This is a genomic window from Paenibacillus sp. 01T424 (genome assembly GCF_056398745.1).
Genome location: NZ_JBFTPZ010000040.1, coordinates 26580 through 50136, shown reverse-complemented (window position 1 = coordinate 50136; position 23557 = coordinate 26580). Strand labels below are relative to the sequence as shown.

24 protein-coding genes are annotated in these 23557 nt (G+C 39.2%); 6 read left to right on the top strand and 18 right to left on the bottom strand.

Annotated features, from left to right (window positions below; all coding sequences use genetic code 11):
* Positions 1 to 13 precede the first annotated feature (13 nt).
* The 7 genes from AC1DPK_RS25710 to AC1DPK_RS25680 form a co-directional block, all read right to left on the bottom strand.
* The gene (locus AC1DPK_RS25710; protein WP_477512057.1) at positions 14 to 1153 is read right to left on the bottom strand and encodes a phosphonoacetaldehyde reductase; all 1140 of its coding nucleotides are present in this window, start codon (positions 1151 to 1153) and stop codon (positions 14 to 16) included.
* A complete protein-coding gene (phnX, locus tag AC1DPK_RS25705) occupies positions 1150 to 1965 on the bottom strand; it encodes a phosphonoacetaldehyde hydrolase (protein ID WP_477512056.1) in 816 nt (271 codons plus the stop codon). The genes AC1DPK_RS25710 and phnX overlap by 4 nt, the downstream gene beginning before the upstream one ends.
* 705 nt (positions 1966 to 2670) lie before the next feature.
* Positions 2671 to 3114, bottom strand: coding sequence for a cell wall hydrolase (locus AC1DPK_RS25700; RefSeq protein WP_076270629.1), 444 nt, complete (start codon positions 3112 to 3114; stop codon positions 2671 to 2673).
* A gap of 206 nt (positions 3115 to 3320) precedes the next feature.
* Positions 3321 to 3917 carry a hypothetical protein gene (locus AC1DPK_RS25695; RefSeq protein ID WP_477512055.1) on the bottom strand — a complete coding sequence of 199 codons (597 nt, stop codon included), beginning with the start codon at positions 3915 to 3917 and terminating at the stop codon, positions 3321 to 3323.
* A 172-nt stretch (positions 3918 to 4089) separates the two neighbouring features.
* A complete protein-coding gene (locus tag AC1DPK_RS25690; RefSeq protein WP_477512054.1) occupies positions 4090 to 4602 on the bottom strand; it encodes a hypothetical protein in 513 nt (170 codons plus the stop codon).
* 627 nt (positions 4603 to 5229) lie between these two features.
* Positions 5230 to 5931: a class I SAM-dependent methyltransferase gene (locus AC1DPK_RS25685; RefSeq protein ID WP_477512053.1), complete on the bottom strand. Its 702-nt coding sequence runs from the start codon at positions 5929 to 5931 to the stop codon at positions 5230 to 5232.
* 512 nt (positions 5932 to 6443) lie between these two features.
* Positions 6444 to 7622 (bottom strand): MFS transporter, encoded by a 1179-nt coding sequence (locus AC1DPK_RS25680; protein WP_477512052.1) that lies wholly within the window; start codon positions 7620 to 7622, stop codon positions 6444 to 6446.
* Between the two features lie 218 nt (positions 7623 to 7840).
* Between AC1DPK_RS25680 and AC1DPK_RS25675 the strand changes: the two genes are divergently transcribed.
* Positions 7841 to 8224 carry a MerR family transcriptional regulator gene (locus AC1DPK_RS25675; protein WP_441911906.1) on the top strand — a complete coding sequence of 128 codons (384 nt, stop codon included), beginning with the start codon at positions 7841 to 7843 and terminating at the stop codon, positions 8222 to 8224.
* Between the two features lie 144 nt (positions 8225 to 8368).
* Positions 8369 to 9430, top strand: a complete 1062-nt coding sequence (locus tag AC1DPK_RS25670) for an NAD(P)-dependent alcohol dehydrogenase (RefSeq protein ID WP_477512051.1) — start codon at positions 8369 to 8371, stop codon at positions 9428 to 9430.
* A gap of 205 nt (positions 9431 to 9635) precedes the next feature.
* Here AC1DPK_RS25670 and AC1DPK_RS25665 read toward each other — a convergent pair whose 3' ends face one another.
* Positions 9636 to 10064: an NUDIX hydrolase gene (locus AC1DPK_RS25665; protein ID WP_430063174.1), complete on the bottom strand. Its 429-nt coding sequence runs from the start codon at positions 10062 to 10064 to the stop codon at positions 9636 to 9638.
* 387 nt (positions 10065 to 10451) lie between these two features.
* Here AC1DPK_RS25665 and AC1DPK_RS25660 point away from each other — a divergent pair, with 387 nt between their 5' ends.
* Complete coding sequence (locus AC1DPK_RS25660) at positions 10452 to 11981, top strand: Imm51 family immunity protein (protein WP_477512050.1); 1530 nt, start codon at positions 10452 to 10454, stop codon at positions 11979 to 11981.
* A gap of 234 nt (positions 11982 to 12215) precedes the next feature.
* Here the strand turns inward: AC1DPK_RS25660 and AC1DPK_RS25655 are convergent, their stop codons facing one another.
* The 4 genes from AC1DPK_RS25655 to AC1DPK_RS25640 form a co-directional block, all read right to left on the bottom strand.
* Positions 12216 to 13286, bottom strand: coding sequence for a hypothetical protein (locus AC1DPK_RS25655; RefSeq protein ID WP_477512049.1), 1071 nt, complete (start codon positions 13284 to 13286; stop codon positions 12216 to 12218).
* Between the two features lie 166 nt (positions 13287 to 13452).
* Positions 13453 to 14337, bottom strand: coding sequence for a putative RNA methyltransferase (locus tag AC1DPK_RS25650; protein WP_477512048.1), 885 nt, complete (start codon positions 14335 to 14337; stop codon positions 13453 to 13455).
* 332 nt (positions 14338 to 14669) lie between these two features.
* The gene (locus AC1DPK_RS25645; RefSeq protein ID WP_477512047.1) at positions 14670 to 15227 is read right to left on the bottom strand and encodes a DUF4362 domain-containing protein; all 558 of its coding nucleotides are present in this window, start codon (positions 15225 to 15227) and stop codon (positions 14670 to 14672) included.
* Positions 15228 to 15470: 243 nt separating this feature from the next.
* Positions 15471 to 16145 carry a hypothetical protein gene (locus AC1DPK_RS25640; RefSeq protein WP_441884512.1) on the bottom strand — a complete coding sequence of 225 codons (675 nt, stop codon included), beginning with the start codon at positions 16143 to 16145 and terminating at the stop codon, positions 15471 to 15473.
* Between the two features lie 397 nt (positions 16146 to 16542).
* Here AC1DPK_RS25640 and AC1DPK_RS25635 point away from each other — a divergent pair, with 397 nt between their 5' ends.
* Complete coding sequence (locus AC1DPK_RS25635) at positions 16543 to 16911, top strand: DUF6713 family protein (protein ID WP_477512046.1); 369 nt, start codon at positions 16543 to 16545, stop codon at positions 16909 to 16911.
* Between the two features lie 614 nt (positions 16912 to 17525).
* Here AC1DPK_RS25635 and AC1DPK_RS25630 read toward each other — a convergent pair.
* From AC1DPK_RS25630 to AC1DPK_RS25615, 4 genes are all read right to left on the bottom strand, one after another.
* The gene (locus AC1DPK_RS25630) at positions 17526 to 17744 is read right to left on the bottom strand and encodes a helix-turn-helix domain-containing protein (RefSeq protein ID WP_430062057.1); all 219 of its coding nucleotides are present in this window, start codon (positions 17742 to 17744) and stop codon (positions 17526 to 17528) included.
* A gap of 10 nt (positions 17745 to 17754) precedes the next feature.
* Positions 17755 to 18237, bottom strand: coding sequence for a DUF2975 domain-containing protein (locus tag AC1DPK_RS25625; protein ID WP_477512045.1), 483 nt, complete (start codon positions 18235 to 18237; stop codon positions 17755 to 17757).
* Between the two features lie 237 nt (positions 18238 to 18474).
* On the bottom strand, positions 18475 to 18771 hold the full coding sequence (locus AC1DPK_RS25620) for a hypothetical protein (protein WP_339208316.1): 297 nt from the start codon (positions 18769 to 18771) through the stop codon (positions 18475 to 18477).
* A 290-nt stretch (positions 18772 to 19061) separates the two neighbouring features.
* Positions 19062 to 19487, bottom strand: coding sequence for a GNAT family N-acetyltransferase (locus AC1DPK_RS25615; protein WP_477512044.1), 426 nt, complete (start codon positions 19485 to 19487; stop codon positions 19062 to 19064).
* Positions 19488 to 20010: 523 nt separating this feature from the next.
* Here AC1DPK_RS25615 and AC1DPK_RS25610 point away from each other — a divergent pair.
* Positions 20011 to 20790 carry an alpha/beta fold hydrolase gene (locus AC1DPK_RS25610; protein WP_441884615.1) on the top strand — a complete coding sequence of 260 codons (780 nt, stop codon included), beginning with the start codon at positions 20011 to 20013 and terminating at the stop codon, positions 20788 to 20790.
* Between the two features lie 212 nt (positions 20791 to 21002).
* On the top strand, positions 21003 to 21407 hold the full coding sequence (locus tag AC1DPK_RS25605; RefSeq protein WP_441884505.1) for a hypothetical protein: 405 nt from the start codon (positions 21003 to 21005) through the stop codon (positions 21405 to 21407).
* A 363-nt stretch (positions 21408 to 21770) separates the two neighbouring features.
* Here the strand turns inward: AC1DPK_RS25605 and AC1DPK_RS25600 are convergent, their stop codons facing one another.
* Positions 21771 to 22340 carry a dihydrofolate reductase family protein gene (locus AC1DPK_RS25600; RefSeq protein ID WP_477512043.1) on the bottom strand — a complete coding sequence of 190 codons (570 nt, stop codon included), beginning with the start codon at positions 22338 to 22340 and terminating at the stop codon, positions 21771 to 21773.
* A 161-nt stretch (positions 22341 to 22501) separates the two neighbouring features.
* Complete coding sequence (locus AC1DPK_RS25595) at positions 22502 to 23290, bottom strand: hypothetical protein (protein ID WP_477512042.1); 789 nt, start codon at positions 23288 to 23290, stop codon at positions 22502 to 22504.
* Between the last annotated feature and the right edge of the window lie 267 nt (positions 23291 to 23557).

The window sequence follows — 23557 nt, the reverse complement described above, 5'->3', positions numbered from 1 at the left end:
TGACGCTGAGAATTTAAAGCAGTGAAACGAGCATATGCTTCAGTTCTTCAGGCGAAATAGGAGCGGGGTTGTTGTCCATTCTTCCTTTTGTGTATGCTTGGGCGATAATGGCTTCAATTCCTTCTTCAGTAACGCCGTAATCGTTCAGATTGCCCGACAAGCCGTATAGTTCATAAATGGATTGAACAAACCGTTGCACGCCTTGAACATCCTCCGCTCCGAACGCATGAAGAAGCTTCCTCGGCTCTACTAACGTAGAATAGTTATGCTTTAGAACAGTGGCTAACGTCACGCTGGCAGCAATACCATGATCAATGCCGTAGGATAATGTCAACGGATAAGAAATGGAATGGCAAGCGGTCGTTCTCGTATTGCTGAAGGCCAGACCTGCAAGCACGCTGCCTAGTGACAATTGCTCTCTGCAACCAAGCTGCTCAGGACTTTCTTTCAGCAATGGCAGCGCATTCCGAATTCGTTCAATCGCTTCCAGAGCATACAAACGGGAGATTTCGTTAGTATGAACGGACCAATAGGCTTCAGTGGCATGGCATAACGCATCCAGAGCCGTTGAAACGCTCAAGCGGAGCGGCATGGTCAAGGTTAGCTCAGGAAGAATCAAAGCCGCGCTTGCAAACAAACGTTGATCGGATACCGAATACTTGCAGCCGAGCTCCTCATCCCATATCGTTGCCCAGCTCGTTACCTCAGACCCCGTTCCGGAGGTAGTCGGAATGCCGATCCATGGCGCGAATCCTGTTTGTTTACTATATTGCTCGCCTGTGATTGCCTTCCTAACATCCTCTGGGCAGTCCAGATTTAAGCGCTGCAGTGCCGCTAACGTTTTTGCTGCGTCCATTACACTTCCGCCGCCAATCGCGACAATCAATTCATAATCGAATGAATTAACCTGCTGAATAAGTTGATAGATATCCTTAATGTCGGGATTATTCAATGTGACTTCATGAATAAAAACGTCTTTCTCGGTTAAAATGTCCTGAACAGGCTTCAAACATTCGGATTTATCGACTTCAAACCCTCTAGTTAAAAGCAATACGCGCCGTACCCTAGCATACTCGTGCTTTAACTTATCGCAGAGCGCGCCAAGAGATGCTTCGCCGAAATAAATAGATACCGGATTAAAGTAATGATTCATCGGAGCTCCCTCGCTAGACCGCTTAGTTCAAGTTCTTTTATAACGGCTGGAAGCTGGGATATTGAATTAATAATGAAATCAGCTCCCGCTTTTTCGAACGATTTTCTCGTCTCGTCCATGCGCGCTTTCAGCGCGCCTGCGTCCATCATCTCTACCTCTGATTGTGTCAGTCCGAGCTCACTGCTGCCCGAGATGATAGCCACTGTCCATACGCCTGCGTTCTTTCCTTCATAAATGTCAGATACCGTGTCCCCGACCTTCATCACTGAAGCGGGAGGAAATATCCCGAGTTCTGTCATATTACGGAATATCATATACGGATAAGGGCGTCCCGCTTTCACCTCATCTGAAGCAATCATGAAGTCAGGCGAATATCCTTTGCGCCTTGCCTCAGGCACGATAACATCCATCATTCCTTTGGTGTAGCCTGTAGTCGAGCCAATAACGATCCCCGCTTCACGGAGAAGACTAATCGTCTCCAACACTCCTGGTATCGGATCCGTATACGCTTTTAACGACTCCATCAAGGTCGATTCAAAATCGGAATATAATCGATCGATATCTTCTTTAACAGGTTCAGTACCGTACTTGTCAATCCATTGTCCCCGTACCCTATCCATCTGCAATATCGCTTGAATATGATCCCACTTCAACATGCCCATAGGTTCTCTTGCTTCCCGATTTGTGATGGGCACTCCCGCTTTATCGAATGATTCCAAAAATGCGTGCATTGGGGCAAAGCAACCATAGTCAATGACCGTTCCTGCCCAATCGAAAATGACCCCTTTAATGCGCTCGTTATTGTTGTCCATTACGTCTCCTCATTTCATTAACTTCGTCGAACAACTCTGATTATAGAGAATAATTCAAAAAGCCGCAATATAATTTGCTTTATTTTACGTACTTTTAACAATTCAATGCTTTTTTATGCTGTTTTAACATTGCGAAAACATAAAAAGCTGCAAAACGTGGGTTAAAACCACTCAATACTACATTTTCCTGATCAAGTGCTGCAAAAAACTGAGTAGTAATTAAGGCATCATAGGGAAGAACAAGCTTTCTTCCTGAGGGTTGTTGGTTATTGCCATCATTTTTTTCAAATACAACATTATGATTTATCCATTTATTATTAGAATGGAAAGGCTATTAGCTAGAACTAGAATGCTTAAGAATATAAACAAACAAAAAAACCTCCCCGCAGTACCCTGCAGAGAGGTCCCCTCTCATAAAATATCTTCTCATCTCGCTTATCCTTAAGTATTTCACGACTTCCAGGAGCCGCAGCGAATGCATAATCTCACGCTCCAGCAGATACTAAAAGCTAACCTCATTCTTTTGTCTAATTTTCTTGTCATCCAACATCGAACGCCCTGCCACGTAGGTATAGTCTCCGAAACACTAAACACAAAAAAGCCGCGATTTACGCGGCACTTAATGAGATAAAGTTGTTGTCAACCGACACATGGCTGTGACAAGTCAGGTTATGAGATACTAATGAGCTCTTTGCATTTATAAAATTAAAACGTATTATAGATATTTTCACATTCTTCTCCGGTCGGTTCATAAAAGCAGTGCTTCTTCCATCGTCCTGCGAGCGGCTGATTATACCAAGTTGGCGGACATGGACCGGGATTTTCGAACGATCCTGGACGGAAATACCATAAGGAGAATTTGGCTGGCCAATTCCGCTCCCCATTCACTGCCCGTTGCGCCAGACGGCGTTCCCTGTCTCTTGCATTTTGATAGTACAAACTATGTTGCAACGCTTCGAACGCATGCTCCTGGTTGATCATTTGAGGAATTGTCCGGATATCTTTAAAATCGGAGCAATTCCCTCTTATTCGGTTAATGCCAACATTTCCAACAAGCAGCATTCCCATTTCGCCTTCGGTCTCAGCTTCAGCTCGAAGCAACCTTGCCAACATGTTAATATCCTGTTGCCTTGCTTTTACGACTGCCATTGACTCACCTCTTTAGATTTCTAGACTCATCATATTGTAGGTGAAGCGAATGTGTTACTCTGGCATAAGAAAGAGCGATAATAAATTGCCCACCACACTCTTCTGCCCGTTAGTTTAATGAAATATTGGTTGCTTGTTAAGATCTACAGTCCACTAATTATAAAAAGGATTACGTCTATTTCCAAAAGGTCCAGCTTGGCTGACAATCACTTTCTTAACTGCAACCCATTCAGTAGACTGATGAATTGTTTTTTCGTCGATGCCTCTTTATCATGCTTCGAGAATTCCAATACATATATTATTTTTTCTTGAATAGGTATGACTGCGAAATAGACGTCATGTGTGCCGGTCAGGCCAGAGGCGGCCGTACCGTTATCCGTGTCGAGCGTATAGAGCTTGCCGCTTCCGATGGAAGTATCAATTACTTCTTCATCTGTAATTTCACTATGGTTCGGCTTATACATGTTAAAGCTGAAATCGACAGTATACGGGTACGTGACAACACTTCCGAGATTGATTCCATTCTCGTCGGTGAGGGATGCGCCAAAGTGGTCTTCCGTATTCAGGCTCCATCCCTTCGGCAGGGTCAATTCCAAATTGGAGATGCCGTTTTCGATCATTGAATTTGGTTGGCTTGATTTCGAATGTTCCCCAGAATCAATGGTGTTTTCGATATTCTGGTTTGGCGAAACAGATAAGTTGGTATGGTTATTCTTTGAGGCGATATCTTCCTGGTTATCAGAACAACCAGCAAGAACGAAAACCAGCAGTTGAACAACCAATAGCAGTTGCGTTTTTGTCATTCTTAGACTCCTTTTAGTTATTGAACTCAAACTAGAAGTAGAGATGGTGGATAAACAAATACATAATTTACATATTGGAAATATTCTGCCGTTAGTATGGATAAGGGTCGCCATGTAGTATCTCTTCTAAAATTGAACAATCGTTCTCCATTAGTACAACCCATTTTAATTCCTAAAATTCAATCGGTTTATTGTTTTTGTCAAAATACTGAATACCGCCAGTTCCTGTAGGAAATATAAAGCACTTCTGATTTGGTTCTTTTGTAAAGGTTCCTATTCTGGTTGTATAAGTGTTTATTTTATTTAAAATACTCTCATCGATGATAAATTCAACTAAGTATTTGTCAGAAAAACCTCCAATGAATCGCTGTGGAATCTTTGTCCCCTCTACATTCTCCCAATGTTTCGAAAATGTTCCATTACCTGATTGATCCMAGTAGAAACCTACCTCTGTATCGTTCTTATATGCAATTGCTGTGTACTCCTTGTACTTCACCAACTCAATTACGTTAATGTTATTGTCACTAATAAAGGCCTCAATAACTTTATCATCTGGTCTTACTGGTTGTGATATACATCCAATAATGAGGGTAGCAACAACTATCATTGTTAGAATTAATTTTATAGGAAACAGTTTACCCACCACCCAAATGATTTGCATTTGGCCTTTAATTTTTATCAACAATTGCATCACTCTTAGTTTAATAAAAATGAACAGGCTAACACTCACCTGCTCAACATTAAGTATGATTCAACTATCGTTCTCCGTCAGTAAAACAAGAATCCAACATTTTTTTATTCGAGCACTCCTTTCCAAAAAGACCGTTAAAACAAGAATTAACTCCCTGTACTAGAGATCATTGTTCCCGTAAATATAGACGCACATCGATAATAAAAGGTTCCTTTTTTTTAAAGTTCAATATTAAGTTGTACTGCCCTTTATTTGAGTAACAGCGGCTAATATTCTAAAAAAAGTGCCTTTAATTAATTGGTCAAAAAGCCGCTATAATGACCACCTGATAGTCGGGATAGCCAAATTTAGAAACCAGCATCTGTAGCTATAAGGTGTATGCTTTTAGTGTGTTTGGACTAAATCCCTTAATCTGCTTTTCGACTACATACAGTTTCCTTAATTCACCAAAATTCATAATAAAACTTCCCATTAGACCTAATAATTCTAGAGTTGCTTTTAATGAGAAGTTTTAATATAATTTGCGTTCCCCATTAGCACAATGATTCTCTTAAATCGAAGTTTGATCTATACTTCTCCCCAAAATATTTCAGTTTCATAATCGAATAGAACAAAACCATCCTAATTATTCCTATCAAATAGATTTCGCAGATCCGTCATCATCGGTTTGTAATTGGGATGCCCAGGTACAGGGCTGTAGGAAGATGATAGCAACCGGCCTCTCAAGCCCTCGAAATCAAACTCCTGGCTCATTCTGAATCGCACCTCATGCATCGTACCTTCCTTGAAAAAAGAGTGAAGCATCGACTGAGAAATGTTTTTATGATTAACTTTTACGTAGTCGGTTCCGTATGTATGGAGCAGTTGATCGTACTCTTCACGAAATGTAGTACCGCTTGTAAGACGGGAATTCCAGATTAGTATTACTCTCCCGCCCGGCTGTAGAATTCTACGAAACTCGGTTTGCGCTGCTAAGCGATCAAACCAGTGAAACGCTTGTGAGCAGACAATAAACTCAACCGACTGATCAGGTAATCCAGTAGATTCTGCAGAACCTGATATACTCTGAAAGTTCGGATTGCTTTCTAACATTTGCTCGGCGGCTACCCGCATTGCCTGATTCGGCTCGACCGCAATCACATAGCTTCCGCGTTCCAGAAGTAGTTTTGAAAAGATGCCTGTACCGGAACCGATGTCAGCTATTTTACTGTTCGAACGCAAACCGACGTAGTCGTACAAATAATCAACAGCCTCTTTCGGATAGCTCGGGCGATACTTCAAATATGAATCAACCCGGTTCGAAAAGCTTTCTTTACTGTTCATCTCACGTCACTCTCCTAGTATTTCTTACTTTCATTTAGTGAAGTGTATTTTTTAATTATTAAACTCTTGTGTCACTTCTCTTAAGTCGTTCCTAGGGCATTATATTTCATTTACTTTTATCCAAAAAGTGTAACTTGCGGTTTTCTAATTTCATGTTTTTGATTTGATCATTTCCATGCTAACCTCCCTATATGGAGAATCGCTTTTCTCTTAAATGCTCACGTTTTCTTAGATTTTGACCAAGTATTCTTCTTCTCAAATAGCATCTAGATGGAACGAAGTTGTGAATGAAGAAAATTATAGGGCTGGTAAAAGCACCAAAAGTCTCTACTTAGACCACCTTCCGTAAAAAATAGTTAATTCGGTAAAGTATGGTTGAACCTTTGAATCTCCACATATGCTCATGTTGATTATTTCTCCTAGTAAGCCATAGATGTAAAAAAAGAAATCAGCTTTCGAATGGTATTTTAAAAAAAAGAAATCGTCTGTTTATATATTTTTGAAAATCAGGATTAAATTTCTTCTATAGAAACTTGTTTTCTAGGACTAAATATGTTGTTTCTTAGCAAAATACACACCGCACCCAATATCAATGATAGTAATCCCCCTACTACAATGTATTGTGTACCGATAATTGATATAAATAATCCACCTACAGCTGTACCAATTGTTGTTCCTATATTAGCAGATGATAAAAATAATCCATTAGCGAAATCAGGAGCTTTGGGAGCTGCGGACGTGATCCAATATTGAGCGATATTACCTCCAATACCAGCTAATATTCCCCAAACCAAAGTAATGATAGCCATAGGTACAGTGAACTGTCCAAATGAGAATAACAAGATGTAAACTGCTCCTAATGTGAAAGGAAAAATTGCTACTGTTTTGATAGCATTTTTAGTAAGTAACTTCCCAGCCACAATGTTTCCAATAACATTTGCCCCACCGTATACTACTAACATTAAACTAATCGTTTTCCCTGAAATATTAGTAATGGTTTCAAGATACTCAGCAAGGTAACTGTAAACCCCAAATATTGCTGAATTTATAAAAACAACTGCGGCAATGGAAATCCAAGTAATGGAATTTTTTAATACGCTTAACTGTGATCCGTAAGTGAGTCTTTCCTTAACAGGCATAGATGGTACAAATAGCAATGTAGCAAGGAATGTTAAAGCATTAATGATAGCAAAGAATAACATGGCCATTTCAAACGAAGTTTCACTAGCTATAAAACTAGTAATTGGCACACCAAGTACCATACCTGCAGATACTCCCAACATTATTTTGGAAACAGCTTTTGGAGCTTTTTCATTGCTTACTGAGTTAGCAGCTACTGTCAATCCCATTGAACAATAAATGGGATGAAAAATAGCTGGAATCACACGAGCAATTAATGCAATTGTAAAGTTAGATGCAATTATCGAGACTAAGTTACCCAAAACAAACACACCAAGTACAAGTAACATTGCCTTTTTGCGATTTATTCCTGAAAACAATAGCGGCATACTTGGAGCAGAAATTGCAACCACAAGTGCAAAGAGACTCACAAACAATCCAGCTTTCGATACACTGACATCATAATAATCAGCAATCAAAGGCAATATACCAATAACACCCATTTCAGTATTCAAAATACCGAAAACTCCTACCGCCAATATAAATATAAGCAAATTACTTCGTTTATCCATAAAAAGCATCTCCAGCCTTCCTTGTATCTTTACTATTTTCTAAACAAAGCAACAATAACTCTTAAAGTCGACTTTAAGTCAAGCGATAATCTAAAATCACTAGAACAAGATGAGAAAGCGCTGTTGCATTAAAGTGTACTTTAAGGTCTATAATAAAACCTAACTGATGATCACATTAATAAGAGCAAAATAATTATAAGGATATATGGAGGATTCAAATGGAAATTCATATCAAAGAAGCAGCAGATAAGATAGGTTTGCCTGCACATACACTCCGTTATTATGAACAAGAAGGTCTTTTACCTTTTATAAAAAGGGATGAAAATGGAAATCGTATTTTTAACGAAGCAGATTTATTATGGTTAGAGCTTATTGTATGTTTACGAAAAACTGACATCCCTCTTTCAGAGTTACGTGCAATCGTGGAGTTAACAAAAGTAGGAGATAGCACAGCCTCGCAACGCAAACAGATATTTGAAAAGCATAAAGAAAAAATGATGGAGAAACAACGAGACTTGGATAACGCTTTTATCAAAATTGATTTGAAAATAGAATACTACGATGTATTAGAAAAGAAGTACTACAAAGAAAATCTTAAATAAGAACTTTTTTAATAATTTTCAAAAAGCCCTTGCCTTAAAGTCCACATTAAGGATTAAGCTAATCTTGCTATTAAAATAAGTTGATCCGAGTTACTTCTTCAATCAACTTATTATTTTACCAAAGAAAGGATTGTATTATCTATTATGTGTAATAATCATAAAAACATTTCTACAACACGTGTTCTAAGTGTCCCAAGTGCAAAAGCACCATTTGAAAAGATCATTATTGAGCGAAGAGATTTACGGCCAAACGATATCTTAATAGATATTAAGTTTAGTGGCATTTGCCACTCTGATATTCACAGTGCATTCGGTGAATGGGGTGGCGGAATATTTCCCATGGTTCCTGGTCATGAAATTGCCGGAGTCGTAAAAGCAGTAGGGACAGAAGTCACCAAGTTTGTTGTTGGTGACCGTGTTGGCGTTGGCTGCTTTGTTGATTCCTGCGGAGAATGCGAATATTGTCTCAGTGGAGAAGAGCAATATTGTACGAAGGGTGTAGTCAACACATATAACGGTCTAGACTATGATGGTAATCCAACATACGGAGGATATAGCCAAAAAATCGTTGTAAAGGAAGGGTTCGTTGTCCGTATCCCAGACGGTCTGAATATGGATGTGGCTTGTCCACTATTATGTGCCGGCATTACGACATTCTCTCCTTTAAAACACTGGAATACTGGCCCAGGTAAGAAGGTTGCCATTGTCGGAATGGGAGGTCTTGGCCACGTAGCAGTTCAATTTGCTCATGCCATGGGTGCTGAAGTATCAGTATTGAGTCGCTCTATTGATAAGAAAGAAGAAGCATTGAAATTTGGCGCAGATCATTACTTTGCTACAAGTGAACCTGCTACATTTAAAGAATTAGCGGGGCGTTTTGATTTGATCTTAAACACCGTGTCTGCAAATCTGGATGTTGATGCGTATTTATCACTACTGCGCGTTGATGGGACACTTGTAAATGTTGGTGCACCAGCCGAACCCGATAAGTATCATGTATTTTCCTTAATTATGGGTCGTCGCAGCATTTCAGGTTCACTTGTTGGTGGAATTCGTGAAACACAGGAAATGCTTGATTTCGCAGCTGAACACGGTATTTCCCCTATGATCGAAGTGATAAGTGCAGACCAAGTCGAAGAATCGTATGAGCGTGTTCTCAAAAATGATGTGCGGTATCGGTTCGTTATTGACATTTCTACTTTATAACTCGCAATGATCTTTTATATCCACTTAAACCGGACCTGATGAAAAGAAAAAAAGCCATCGTTTAGTTTGATCAAAACGATGGCTTTTTGCTATTTGATTACCAACTATAAGTCCTTTGTAACACCGTGTCATACTAAGATCGTTCTTTCAACGACCAATAAATCATACTTATCCGTTAGTTCCGACGGAAAAAACTTAAGACTCTCTAGCAATCCTTAAGCGGAATGGAAAATTCAACATAAAAAGGATGAAGTTCTTCATTCAAGCAAAGCTCAATTCTTTGCCTGAAATTTCCCCAACTCACCATCTCTAATGCTGTTTCGATTGGAAAAAATCCTACTTCTAAAGACTCAGCGGTAGTTGTTAATTCTCCTCCGACCGGTCTGCCTAAAAATAAAGTGTTACAAATACTACTACTTACATTTTGAAAAATACCACAAAACTTTGTCACTTCTATATCTATACCGCTCTCTTCCTTTGTTTCCCTTATCGCTGCATCTTTCAATGATTCACCTTCTTCAACCTGCCCTCCTGGCATTTCCCAACCTCGTTTAGGTCCTTTTATCAATAATATTTCGTTACGCTCATTAACTACAATTGTTGCCGCAGAAACTATATGTTTTGGAGCCACTATATCGTCCTCCCCTTTTTTAAAATAACAAAACTAGATTACCACTAATTTCCTATAGCTGTATACTGCCCTTTTGGGGCAGACCGACGCAGACTGCGTATTGACGCTAAACATTTCCATTCATAGCTTTCTCTCTGGTAAAATAGAGAAAATCATATTTTACTTAGGAGGCAGGCGGCAACGATGGAACAAGAGCTAAGCGCACAGATATTGCAGTGGCACGAGGATGACGAACACCAGCAGATCGTAGACACTCTGATGAAGATTCCTCCAGCGGACAGGGATTACGATATGATCAGCAGCATAGGTCGGGCTTATAACAATCTGAGTTTGTATAAAAAAGCACTGGAACAGTTTGCTATCATTGCTGAGCAGGGAAAAAATGATCCGTTGTGGTATTTTCGCGTAGGCTATTCCTACTATTATATGAAGCGGTATGAGGAAGCGGCAAGTGTGCTAAGCACCGCGCTAGAGCTGGATCCTAACGATCAGCATTCAGCCAGATTGTTAGACTGGAGCCATAGCAAATGGCAAAAACAACAAAAAGCTGAATCCCTGCGCACACTCAGCAAACAAATGAAAGACCAGGGAGCGATTCCTTTTGAAGGTATGGATCTCGACAGCTTCTGGGAAGACAGTAACTATGCTAGAGAACAATATGTCTCTGATCCGCCTACAGATGAGCTGATTTCTTCTGTAGAAGAAGAACTCGGCTATAAGCTACCGGCAGCCTACATCGCTCTTATGAAGCATCAGAACGGTGGCATTCCCCATAATACATCCTTTCCGACAGATGAAGCTACCTCTTGGGCTGAGGATCATATTGCTATAACAGGAATTATGGGGATCGGACGCGACAAAAGCTACTCTATCTGCGGTGATCTCGGCAGTCCATTCATGATTGAAGAATGGGGATATCCGGATATCGGTGTGGTAATTTGTGACTGCCCTTCGGCAGGGCACGATGTTGTGATGCTGGATTACCGTCGCTGTGGCAAGGACGGCGAACCAGAAGTCATTCATGTCGATCAGGAAGATGATTACGAGATCACATTTCTGGCACCCAACTTCGAGTCGTTTATCCGCGGTCTGGTGAATGATGAGGATTACGACWCTACTGAAGAAGATAAAGAGAACGATCTGCGCAAAGTGGCTGAAGGAAAATTCTCTCCACTGCTCACGGAACTCTGCGGTCAGGCCTCTGATGTTGACGGGCTGGAGTCCAAAATACGCAGTGTCTGTACCCGGATCGTCCAGGAGAAGAACCATTTCTCATTTCATGCGGATGAGCGGTCTCATCTCATGTACGATGTCCAGTTCTGGCTATATACCAACGCTTACCCGACTACCAGCCGTCAGCAGTATCTGGATACCTATCAGCAAATGATCGCTTTCGGCGGTGAATTCGGCCAAGGAGGGTACGCTCCTGGCTTCATCAGCGATTGGCTGGATGGGCGAATCGCGGAAGGCCTTATCGTTGAGGAGAACAGGGTTCTCCGCTTCACGGACGAGGCACGCAGTGCGGTTATAGCAAAGCTTTCCGCGGAAGCAGAAGCTGCACAGTCATTGTCAGCTGAAGGAGAAACGAAGGATGTGGCCCCCTTTACCATCGTGAAACAAAATAATGGCGGCAAATCTGTCATTCTGACGGTCGGTAGCTATTTGGCCGAACTATTCGACACCCGGGCAGACGAGGGGTTCGAAGGCAACGGTTACGATTGGGCTTCATTGGCGGCGGTGTTCTTGAATGAGCGGATGCCGGAACTCGCGGAAACGATTCATTTTGACCCGGAAGCAGATATGTTCTGTGCCTACTCGAGTAATGGAGTCGCATTAGAACAGTTCGCATGGGCGTTCAAATTCGCTTGTGAGGATGAGGTGCTTATTTACGATCTATTCACTCGCGCAGAATTGGATTGAGCTAATCATTCGGACAATTCCAGTTATGAATTATCCAGTATTAAATCGCCATTTAGATCAACATCCTCGAAATTATCATTTTTCAAATGAATGATAGAGCTTTTAATACTAGCACCTAACTTCTAAATTTTTATAATTATTCATCTTATTTACTTTTAGCACTGTTAGGTCTACGATCAAGAAGCAGCCGATCGTTGTCATCGGCTGCCTCTTAATTTACTGCCATCCGACGAACTAAGCCTCGCAGATCTGTCTGTTAGCTGCTTTACATTCTTCTTCGATTAACTTATAGATCATTATTTTTTCATTATCAAAACCAATAAACTCTTTTGATTTATGATGATAGTTGTATGGATTTATTTTCTCGTCTTCGAACAGTAAACGTCCACTATTTATATCATATATTTTCATTCCTGTTTCCTTTAAACAAGAGAACAAATATGTATCCATAAAAATATTACCTGACGATATTGGAAACTCCTTAACTACATTTCCTGTCTCCAGATTAATCACTCTGAAAATCCACCCATGTCGCTCATCCTCATCAATGAAATCATAATTATTTCTACCTACTAATCCAATCTCGTTATCACTTACCCAGCATAATGGATCGTTCCAATCCTCTTTTCCACTCCAGAGATTTTTTTTGCTCGTTCCATCTTCCGATTCCCATCGATTTTCTATCCATTCAAGAATGCTCCAACCTGTCACACACCCCGCAGGGTGCCACACCCATCCATTATCAACAATCCATTTATTATCAGGTGAAACTACGAGTTGGCCATGAAAATAATCTAAATAATGTTCTGAATTACTTGATTTGCTTTCAGTTAATTCATATTCCGGATCATTTCTATCAGTTAGTACTTGATAATCGATTGGATTTGTAATATCCAGTCGATTCCATTTTGTACCATGAATTAATAAAAGTTGAGCATTATAATTGACAAATGCAACCGGAAAAATGGTTTGTTCATTATAATAATCATCACGATTAAATCGCATTATGGTCTTCATTGAAGTAATATCTATTACAATTCCCTGTCTACCAAAAGTATTAAATACAGCAATTAACTCAGCATTTGGCGAGACAAGTAGAGACACTTTCTCTTCAAATATTATTTCTTCATTATCAAAAATAAATAGCTCTTTAAACACATTCTCATTTGTATCCAACTCGATAATTTTTCTGGTAGTAGTAAGAATCAGAAATTTGTTATATTCATTAATTATTGGTTGTATGTCAATAATAAGTTCTTCATTTCCCTGTATTGTTTTTGTTTCAAACTGAAATGTTTTTGACATTGGGTCACCCTACTATAATTTATTTAAATTCAGCTAACGTCATATTTACGAACTTCGAGAACGTTCCATATATAACGTATTCGAGAATTTCATTAAACTGACCTGCCCATTAGCTTAATAAAATGAGCAGGCCACCGCAGCGCCTGCTCATCTATGCGTTATTCAACTAATATTTCTTACCAATCAACATTTTAAAGTCCATAGTGACTTTTTTCAGATTCATCTGTAACACTTTTTCTATGCGTTCCTTGGAAGTCCCCCAGGATAATGGCGTCATACCGAGCAATGGTTCGATTAAAGGTTCATTCAGGTTTACTTGATATTGAATGCTTTTAACATCCAATAACTTGAACTGTTCGTTGAAGTGGTTAATTGTATGTGAATTTGAATAAACCCGTTTATCTGACCCCTCGTAAAAGATTTCTCTTAATTCTTTTAGATAATCCTGTTCAGGGACGATTTTAATCACCAAACCATTATCACCAATCAATCTCTGAAATTCTGAGTAATTTGCCGGTGAAAGAATGTTTAAAATAAATTTAAATTGCTGATTTGCAAACGGACAGTTTGCAATGTCCGCCACACACCAAATAACATTTGAATATTCAGCTGCAGCAAAACTAATTCCCTCTTTTGAAATATCAATCCCTACAGCCAAAAGAGGGTTGAGTTTTTTCTTATTTATTTCTATTTGTATGTTATTTAAGTGAGAACCTTCTCCACAACCTGCATCCAGTATGCTTAAAGGTTCATCGCTCGGGAGTTGACTCATTATAATCTCACTTACCGCTGCATGTAAGGGATTAAATAAACCACTTCTGCTTATTACCCTTCTATACTCGAAGATTTTTTTATCATACTTAGTATTACTGGTTCCAGACAATAGGTTTATATATCCTTGCTTGGCTATATCAAAACAGTGCTGATTGCAACAAACTAAACTTTGTAAATGGATCATTTGCATCTGTTTTTTACATAATGGGCATATAAATATCTCCTGAGAGTTTTCAATTTTCTCAGCGCTCATCAACTTTTTACTTTTTTCGAACACAAAAAGCACCCTTCCATTCGTTTTAGGTGAATGAAAAAAGGTACAGTCAAATAAACCCTAGCTAGTTTGTATAAAAAAGCCGGGTTATGTGAGCTGCACCTTTCACTACCTTAAACGAATGAACTTGATGATCATGGTTTGAATCTCCCACATTTTAATATTTTAAAACACTTTTATATTAGCATAACTCGCTTGTATGAGAAACCTTAGTACTAACTGCCCGTTAACTTAGAAGAGGCAACCGATCGATGTGATCGGCTGCCTCTTTGTGATGATTGAACTATTGTTCTTATTAGAATTAAACGATCGAGCGACTCTAGAGTATATTGTTCTTATTGGCTGCCCTGCTCAGCTTCCGACTCTACGTTCGTAAACCAGAACGTATTACTGGTTTCAGAATCGCATCCGGTTAGCTTGTAATGGGAGCCTAACTCCTTGTCCTCCTCGAGCTCAATGCCTCGGCACAACGTGCTCGGACGACCTGCATTGCTCCCGAACCCGTCACGCGAGTTGTCGTACGTATACGTAATCACTTCAGCCCCGTCATAGACTAACTCATAGAAGATCGGGTCACCTTCAATCGTATACTGCGTAATACGCACTTGATCCGGCACGCCAACATCTAGATTCGCAAGAAACAGCTTCCACTTGTCGAGATTGTACATTTTCCCGTGAACGTTCACGATATCGCCGTTCTCCGCTGCTTGGTCGGCATCATAAGGGTTAGACACAGCGGGAAACGCTTCCGGCTTCGCTAACGGCGTAAACGTCTCCCCCGGTGCAGGAGCAGTAGTAGGATTAGTCATATTGTCACTAGGTCTGCCCGACTTCTCACTGCAGCCCGATAGCAGCACTAATACTGCCGCTAATGTTAACACCCATTTAATCATGAATTATCACCTCACATTTAAGAACGTTATATCGAGTACGATTGTTTCAGTCGTACATGCGCTTTTGTTTCTGCAGCTGCCGTCGTGTTTTATTGAGCTATCACGTCCCGTTAACGTAATGATTTACTGCCATCCGACGAATTACTCTCGTAAGTGTCCTCATGAATCCGTTAACTCGAAATGCCTCTGCTGACTGAGGATCGGTGAAAACGATCTTTTGCGTGAACATATATGAAATCCATTTTACGTAGCTCTAACCGAATACCAATTCTTATTCAGTTTTTTCACTTCCATAAAGTTTCCGCCAAAAAGCATTTCATCAGGGGCGCTATCATTAGCGGTATAAATAAATCCAGCCATATTACCTAATATTCCACGATAGGAAAAAAAAAGAATTTGAGCACTCTGTCCGTATCCATGAACCACGATCTCACCACCGCCTTTGGAAAGTTTCTTATATTCCTCTGGCAAACGAATCAATATTTCATTATCAGATACATTCGGTTTCAGTGTGCCATCCAATACCATTCGAACTACATCTTCTCTTTCTTCCTTATTGAAGCGATAATCTAAATCTAAAACTATTGAGGTAAAAGGAACAATTAACATCAAAATAAAAATAAATAGATTCAACAAAAAAGGTATTCCTCTTCTTGCCCTATTGAAGGATTTACTTACGACAAAATACACAAAAACAATCAGTGAACAAATCAAGAAAATAATATAACCCAGTATCTCAATAAATGGCGCAAAAAAGGAAGTGAGGATATCAGCTAAAGTAAAGCGATAGATATTCAGAAGCAATATTATCATTGATCCAATTATTGCAATCGAAAGCATGAAATAGAATATGATTTTCGATTGATTATTCTTAATTCGCTTTATTTCATCCTCTATGAGATTTAATTCATCCTCCATGAGACACCTCCATAACAAAAGTTTTTAAGTGAATTTCCTAGATCGTCTTATTTACGAACTTCACGAAATTTCCATATTTATGGTATTCGTTACGCGAACTAAATAATCCTGTTCGTTCAATGAAACGCTAACACAAGAAATTGTTTCACCATTATTATACATTTAATTAAAAAATGGCATCAAATTCAAGCGTCGTTTTTATCGTGTTGATCAATTTTTCACTATCATTTTGAATGCTTTTTTTCATGTTCATTTAAATTTTCTACATTACTCTGACAGATATAGCTTTACTTGTTACATTTCGAACAGTTTTACGTATTAACCAAGGGAAATATTTAAATGTGTTTGTTTATTACGCTATAGTAAACGTTTGATATAAAATTTTTGGAGGTTTGATATGCCAGATTTGTTGTTGTTGCTATTCTTGTTTAACTTATCCTTATTTCTCCTGCACGAAATGGATGCAATTCGACGATCGGAATGGAAACTATTTTTTGTTCTACAAGATATGGATGATGCAAAAGCCTATAAAGTGTTCACCCTTATCCATCTCCCCCTGTACACCATCATACTCGCTTTACTTTTTAGCCAATATCAGACGATTACGTTTTGGGTGATAGACATCTTTCTCATGATCCATGCGATCCTGCACTTATTTTTCGAAAAGCACTCCCGCAACGAATTTAAAAATACATTCTCTCGTTTAATCATCTATCCGATGGGAATTCTTGCTGCTATTCATTTATTATTAATTGCGAATCCTTAATTTCTCACTTAGGTCTTAGCGATTGTACAAGGAAGGTATCTCCGGTATCGGTCCTCTCATATAGCTTGCATCTGGCTTATGTAATGGGAGGAACAGCTATGGCTTTTTTTGAAATGTAATAAATTGACCCAGTAGCAATTATTCCGTATAATTACTCACTGCCCCAGTATCCAAGCAGCTTTTTCATTGCTCAAACCTGCCCGTTAGCTTAATAAAAAGAGCAGGATACCGTAGTACCTACTCATCAATGTCTATTATTCAACTATCGTTTCCCGTTTGATTAACGCCAGGATTTGTAAGCCCTCTTTTCCCATTAACCTATTTGATTGTAACTTTCGCCTAGGTTTTTAGCAAAATTATGCAATGTAATACCGCCGATAATTGCCAAGAACACAAGAATACCAACAAAAAGTAAAATTCGTTTTTTCATTCTATTATTAGCTCACCTCGTTTATTAATCCTGAATATGTAATAATTTAGACTCTATCTGCGATAAAAGGTTACGCTATCCTGCCCTTCAGCTTAACGAGAAAGGAGCAGTTGCCATCGACTAACTGCTCTATGGTCCGTTCAACTTTCGTTCCCTGTTAGTTAAATAAATTTGTTGTCTGTTTTTATTGATTGTCTTCGTCGCTTTTGTACTCCAAAATATCACCTGGCTGACAATCCAAGGTTTTACATATCGCTTCTAATGTTGATAAACGAACCGCTTTTGCTTTCCCATTTTTAAGAATGGAAAGATTCGCCATAGTAATTCCAACCCTCTCCGAAAGCTCCGTTACGCTCATTTTTCGTTTTGCTAACATCACATCAATATTAATAATAATTGCCATATGCTCCACCTCAGACCGTTAAATCATTTTCTGATTTTATATTAATAGCTTCTTGTAAAAGTCTTTGGAGAACAGCAGCAAAAACGGCGATCACCATAGAGGCGAAAATAATGACCAATCCCATTGGTATGAAACTTGGATGGTCAACTCTCTTCCCCATGAGATAATAAAGTGGCATACCTAGCAGGTACAAGGTACTGATTGTGATGGCACAGTATTTTATATTCTTTAAAGCTTTTACCGATAATTCCGAGAACGCCTGGTTCTTATCAATATAGCTTAAAAGTTTAAAAGCTTGATACAAAGCAAAATAAAAAGGAATCGCCGCTGCGTACATATCGATTAAGACGAGAGATTTCATATAAGCCTTTTCTGGATACAATTCTCCAGCAAAATTCCCAATCTTAGGCACTAAAAATATGTACATAGCAAGAATTGGGATTCCAATAAGAATAACAGCTATCTTCAAAAAGAGTGTTTTTCCTCGTTTCATAAACTGCACCTCACTTGTTTAATGTAAGTTTTTACTTTACCACAAATTTTATCGTTTTACGATAAAATAATATCGTTTTGTATAAAAATAAAAAGCATTTCTCATTACAAAGAAATGCTCTTACTTTAAAATGTTAAATTTGCAACTTGTTCAACAAAACCGCCCGTTAGCTTAATGAAGGGCTTCCGCTTGGAAGCCCTTTGGATGTTCAACTATCGTTCCCCGTTAGCTCAACGTTTAATTGTATTCCCCTTTAAATGGCTTTTTAAAATCCCGTATTTGTTTGTTATTTTGATCGTATTCAGCCCAATAGAACACATCTCTAAAATCTATTTTTGCAATGTTGAGATATTTTTGAAGCTGTTCAATACTTCCTTCAGATAAAAACAAAATTGATCTAATTAATCTCAATATAAACTCTTCTTCGGTGTGGAAAAAACTTTGATTAGTTAATAGGTCTTCAACAAAATCGTATTGATCCTTATATTCCTGCTGTATTTTTTCAATAATATCCAAAGGAAGAATTAAACTCATATTTCAACTCCGAGCTTAATGGATTTTTGAAATTAATGGTACTACCGCAGTTTCTCATAACGTCTTATTTGCGATGACCGTAAATTTCCCATATCTGAGGTATTCGTGAAGAGATCAAACTATTAGCTAGAATAGTTTAACAAAGAAAGGGAGCAGCTGCCGCAGCAAACTACTCCATGTTTGTTCAACTATCGTTCCCAGTTAGTTAAATATTAATTTGCCGAATAAATCATTCCCTCCTATTAAAACTTTGCTGTCGATTCAATAAAAGTTAGTGAGAGTTTATGCCGTCATTTGTCTAACATTTTTGAAAAGTACTTAGGAGCCTCCTTAAAACCTTGTCTCTCATAAAATTTATGAGCATCTATTCTTCTGGAATGACAATGAACTTGGATACTGTCACATCCCCTTTTTCTGGCAGAGGCAGAGGCAAATCCCTCTAATTCCTTTCCAATTCCTTTACTTCTAATTGAGGAGTCCACAACAAGATAACTAATTGATGCGATATCTCCTCTATTTCCTAATTGCGGGATATAATGAATGGAAATACAGGCAATAACACGTCCTTCATCTTCATAAACCATTAATTCTTCGTTGGGGTCAGTAAGAAGTCTTTCCATGTTCTCTTTAATAAAAAATTCGGTTTCCGGGTAGCCTAATTGCGTCAATAGTTTTGCTATATCTTTCCTATCCTCCAATTTTGCAACTCTTATCATAAATTTCATCTCCACTCATCTAACACTTTATAGGGTGTCGCTCGACATAAATCATAATTTGGTTTTGATATGCTTAAATAACTATCGGCAACTGTAACCCTTCACCATAAGCATGGCATTATATTAGCGAAATTACTAGAACCACGGTGTGACTATTTCAATGCAGGTGTGGCTTATTGTTGCTAAACCATAACTTATAAAAAATGCCAACTAGCGCTTTTACGCAATTTATTTAATAAGAAAATCCATAACAAGGACCGTCTGCTTTCTTGTTTTTATTGAGTTAAACTGCCCATTAGCTTAACAAAAAATGGGAGCAGCCGCCACAGCAAACTGCTCATAGGTATGTTCAACCATCGTGTCCCGTTAGCTCAATGATCTGAAGAAATTGTTTTACTCAAGTTATTCCTCAGAAATCTCTACGTACGATCTAAACCTAATTTGACGCCGAAATTGGGCATTCACCTTGCCTAGGGCGAATATCTTAATGGGGAAGTACTTTTATAAAATTGAGGTGATACACTTGGGATACTTCGTTACTGTGGAACCGGGCGTAAAAATATTTATCGAGGACATCAATCCGAAGGGAAATAAAACGATACTTTTTATTCATGGATGGCCGCTAAACCATAACCAGTTCGAATATCAGTTCAATTACCTTCCGAAGCTCGGATATCGTTGTATTGGAATGGACTGGAGAGGATACGGCAATTCGGATAAACCATTCGACGGTTACGGTTTCAATAGATTAGCAGATGATCTTCGTATGGTCATCGAAGCGTTACAATTAAAAAACATAATATTAGCAGGACACTCTACCGGAGGCGCGATCTCGATTCGTTATATGGCTCGTTACAAAGGGTACGGGGTATCTAAACTCGTCCTGATCGACGCTGCGTCTCCATCAAGCGTTCCCAAAGAATTTACGAATAAAATCATCGAAGAAACAAACAATGACCGTCCGAAAATGCTGCAAAACCAAACGGAGATTTTTTTCTTTCAGTACATTTCTGAACCAAAATCCGAATGGTTCTTTCTAATGGGTTTACAAGCTGCGAATTGGTCGACTTCCGCTATTATGGTCACGCTAAGAGACGAGAATGTTTACAACGATCTTGGACAGATCGATGTGCCCACATTAATTATTCATGGAATTCATGATAAAGTCGTTCCGTTTTCCCAAGCTCAGGAAACAAATAAGCTGATTAAAAATTCGCAATTAGTTTCATTCCAATACAGCGGCCATTGCCCTTTTTTGGAGGAGCGTGATAGATTCAACCAACTATTATCTTCTTTTGCATAATGCACATTCTATCTAGGGGTTCCAGCGTTTCATTAGTCGAAAAGTCATTAAGTGCTTGATATGTTTGTTTTTCATCCATTAATTAAGTTCACTTCCCCTTTTATTACCAGTAGCTGTCTTCACTTGCTTAGTGACTAAAAAAACCCCCTTCTAACGAAAAGTATTATATAAAACCAGAATGGTAACAGCATGTTGCTAGGAGGGAAAAATTTATGACTAACCAACTCACTGAATGTATTAATCACTCAGCTCAAAATAATCCCAATATAACTTCTATTATGGCCGAAATGATCGCAACTATGGAGAATGACGCAAAACTCAAAAAAGAAATTCTTTTTAAAGTTGATGAAATCAGTATGGAGATTTTCAGAAAAGATAAACTTTGTTATGACGTAGTGAATGCTACTCGTAATAACGGTGATTATTACAAAGCTATGATGTTATGGAAACAATTTAGAAATGAAGTAGAGATTGCCCTAGGAGATTTGTATAAGCGAATTCAATGGACAAGGTACCCTGACGAGTGGAGTGAGACATATGAGCTCCTAAAGCGTCGAGCAGCTTTACATGATGATGAGGTGGAACGATTAGAGCGGCAAGAGTTATTGAGCGTCTAATCAGTTCTATAAATTGGAACAGTCATCTCTTATCACACTCAATTCGAGCTCGACCCCGGGTAGTCTTGCGCTCGGGCTACATGTTTGAATTTTGCGATGTCAACACCAACAATTAAAGTAGAAGAAGTGATTTGATTAATGCGTTCATTTATCTTGTAGTCTCCTTGGTTTGATTTGAATCCGGTGGCTGACGAGCAACTTGGACCCAATAACATCATACCAAGGAGTCTTTTTGTTACTCAAACCTCGTATTTCTTCATAATAGGAATGCTGCCCGTTAGCGTAATGACGAAGGGCTGCCACGCGGCAGCCCTTTAGTTTTCAACTATCGTTACCGTTAGTGGAAAATCTTGTACGGCACGGCTATTTCTCCAACACATAGCGGGCTGCGATAATACCTGACTGGAGCGTTCGGCTGGACAGCAGCTTGAGCCTGATTTTCTCACCGCCGCCGTGGAATGCCGATTTTCCGCCGCCCAAGATGACTGGACAAATCGTCAGCAGGAATTCGTCGATCAGGCCGAGCTCAAGCAACGTCTTCGCCGCCCCCGGACTGCCGAAGATAACGAGATTTTTGCCTGGCTGCTCCTTGAGCGCCTTGATTTCATCTGCAATATTGTCCTTGATCAGTACCGTATTGTTCCATTCGACAATGTCCATCGAGCCAGAAATGACGATCTTCTTCACATCCTGCAGCCATTTGGCATGCTCCATATCGTGCCTCGACGCATCCGGATTGTCCAGCATCGCGGGCCAGTAGCTCTCCATCATCCGATACGTCRTTCGTCCGTATACCGGTGAGCCGACTTCGGCTACGACTTCCTCGGCGTATTTCTCTAATTCCTCGTTGTACGGAATCCAATCTAGTCCTCCGTTCGAATCCGACGCATACCCGTCCAGCGATACATGCATAAACAATACGAGTTTTCTCATGTTTGCTTCTCCTCCGATTTCTAATTTAGTAATTCGATTATTTGGCAGTAGGCCGTGTTTCGTCCTTCTCTTACGTTTACTATAAATCATTACGTTACGTAAGGGTCAAGTGGAAATCTGAAGACAAAATTATTGCGTATCTGTTCGTTAGCTTAACCAATTTACGGATTCACCAAGACTCTAACATCGAAAGCTGAAAGAGACTTTAGACCAATTTTATTTAGATATGATAGACGCAATTCCAGATCATTAATCAATTCGCAATAATTATCTAATACTTGTTTGTCGAGGCAATTACGTAATTTCTGGACAACTAATAGTGATTCTGAGATCGGCATTCTCAACACATCTGAAAGGGAACTCCCCATAACCAAGCGTTCCTGTTCCAACAAGCTTTCGGTACAATTTGGACACTTTCCATGTTCGGAGAATAATTTTATTGCCCAAAGGTTTCCTTTACTAGTTGTTCCTGTATCACGCATATGTTTCAAATCGAAAACGCACCCACGATAATAGTTTTTATGTTCCCTTTTCTTGTAAACGTATGTTACAGGTTCCTTATCATATCCATAAAGTAAAATATCGATAAATTGCTCATCTTGCTCAACAAGTGGGCTTTCAACGTCAATCCCGATCATTTTAGCCAGTTCTCTAATCTTTACAACAGGTCCGCAGTTAGTCCCCGCCCATAAAAGCACAGCTCCTTTTTTAAGCGAGAGTTCAGTTGCGACCATACGACTTGAATCAATATCACCAAGGACAGTACCTGTACCGTTACATGTAGTGCATGTTGGAGTGCTTTCTGGTAAAGACCAAATGCCATTTTTCTCTCTGGCCTCACCAATATTCGCATACAATGACGAAAGATGTTCTAAGACTCCGGTAATTGTACTAACAAGAGACCCTGGTCTTTTGGCGTTAAACTTTCTATGGGAAAGTCCAAATTCCAATTAAAAACACCCCTTTGGCTGTTTGCTCAATACTCTTAAATTATACCGACCACTTGTTATTATGTAAATATTTACCTCTAAACTATCATGCCCGTTAGTTCAATGAAAGACTGAATAATTAAAGGCATCCAACAATACTATTGAACCTGATTAACTAAATTCTAAAAAAAATCGGTGATAACGTTCTCTCCGACGCTCTCCGCGGAGCTGAGCATAAACTTGCGTGGTCGATGCTTTTTCATGCTGAGATCGTGAATCGACCGACAG

What these genes read in the sequence shown, in the direction of transcription:
- AC1DPK_RS25710 (WP_477512057.1), bottom strand. Translation starts at nt 1,153, where the DNA reads ATGAATCATTACTTTAATCCGGTATCTATTTATTTCGGCGAAGCATCT.
- phnX (WP_477512056.1), bottom strand. Translation starts at nt 1,965, where the DNA reads ATGGACAACAATAACGAGCGCATTAAAGGGGTCATTTTCGATTGGGCA.
- AC1DPK_RS25700 (WP_076270629.1), bottom strand. Translation starts at nt 3,114, where the DNA reads ATGGCAGTCGTAAAAGCAAGGCAACAGGATATTAACATGTTGGCAAGG.
- AC1DPK_RS25695 (WP_477512055.1), bottom strand. Translation starts at nt 3,917, where the DNA reads ATGACAAAAACGCAACTGCTATTGGTTGTTCAACTGCTGGTTTTCGTT.
- AC1DPK_RS25685 (WP_477512053.1), bottom strand. Translation starts at nt 5,931, where the DNA reads ATGAACAGTAAAGAAAGCTTTTCGAACCGGGTTGATTCATATTTGAAG.
- AC1DPK_RS25680 (WP_477512052.1), bottom strand. Translation starts at nt 7,622, where the DNA reads ATGGATAAACGAAGTAATTTGCTTATATTTATATTGGCGGTAGGAGTT.
- AC1DPK_RS25675 (WP_441911906.1), top strand. Translation starts at nt 7,841, where the DNA reads ATGGAAATTCATATCAAAGAAGCAGCAGATAAGATAGGTTTGCCTGCA.
- AC1DPK_RS25670 (WP_477512051.1), top strand. Translation starts at nt 8,369, where the DNA reads ATGTGTAATAATCATAAAAACATTTCTACAACACGTGTTCTAAGTGTC.
- AC1DPK_RS25655 (WP_477512049.1), bottom strand. Translation starts at nt 13,286, where the DNA reads ATGTCAAAAACATTTCAGTTTGAAACAAAAACAATACAGGGAAATGAA.
- AC1DPK_RS25645 (WP_477512047.1), bottom strand. Translation starts at nt 15,227, where the DNA reads ATGATTAAATGGGTGTTAACATTAGCGGCAGTATTAGTGCTGCTATCG.
- AC1DPK_RS25640 (WP_441884512.1), bottom strand. Translation starts at nt 16,145, where the DNA reads ATGGAGGATGAATTAAATCTCATAGAGGATGAAATAAAGCGAATTAAG.
- AC1DPK_RS25635 (WP_477512046.1), top strand. Translation starts at nt 16,543, where the DNA reads ATGCCAGATTTGTTGTTGTTGCTATTCTTGTTTAACTTATCCTTATTT.
- AC1DPK_RS25630 (WP_430062057.1), bottom strand. Translation starts at nt 17,744, where the DNA reads ATGGCAATTATTATTAATATTGATGTGATGTTAGCAAAACGAAAAATG.
- AC1DPK_RS25625 (WP_477512045.1), bottom strand. Translation starts at nt 18,237, where the DNA reads ATGAAACGAGGAAAAACACTCTTTTTGAAGATAGCTGTTATTCTTATT.
- AC1DPK_RS25620 (WP_339208316.1), bottom strand. Translation starts at nt 18,771, where the DNA reads ATGAGTTTAATTCTTCCTTTGGATATTATTGAAAAAATACAGCAGGAA.
- AC1DPK_RS25615 (WP_477512044.1), bottom strand. Translation starts at nt 19,487, where the DNA reads ATGATAAGAGTTGCAAAATTGGAGGATAGGAAAGATATAGCAAAACTA.
- AC1DPK_RS25605 (WP_441884505.1), top strand. Translation starts at nt 21,003, where the DNA reads ATGACTAACCAACTCACTGAATGTATTAATCACTCAGCTCAAAATAAT.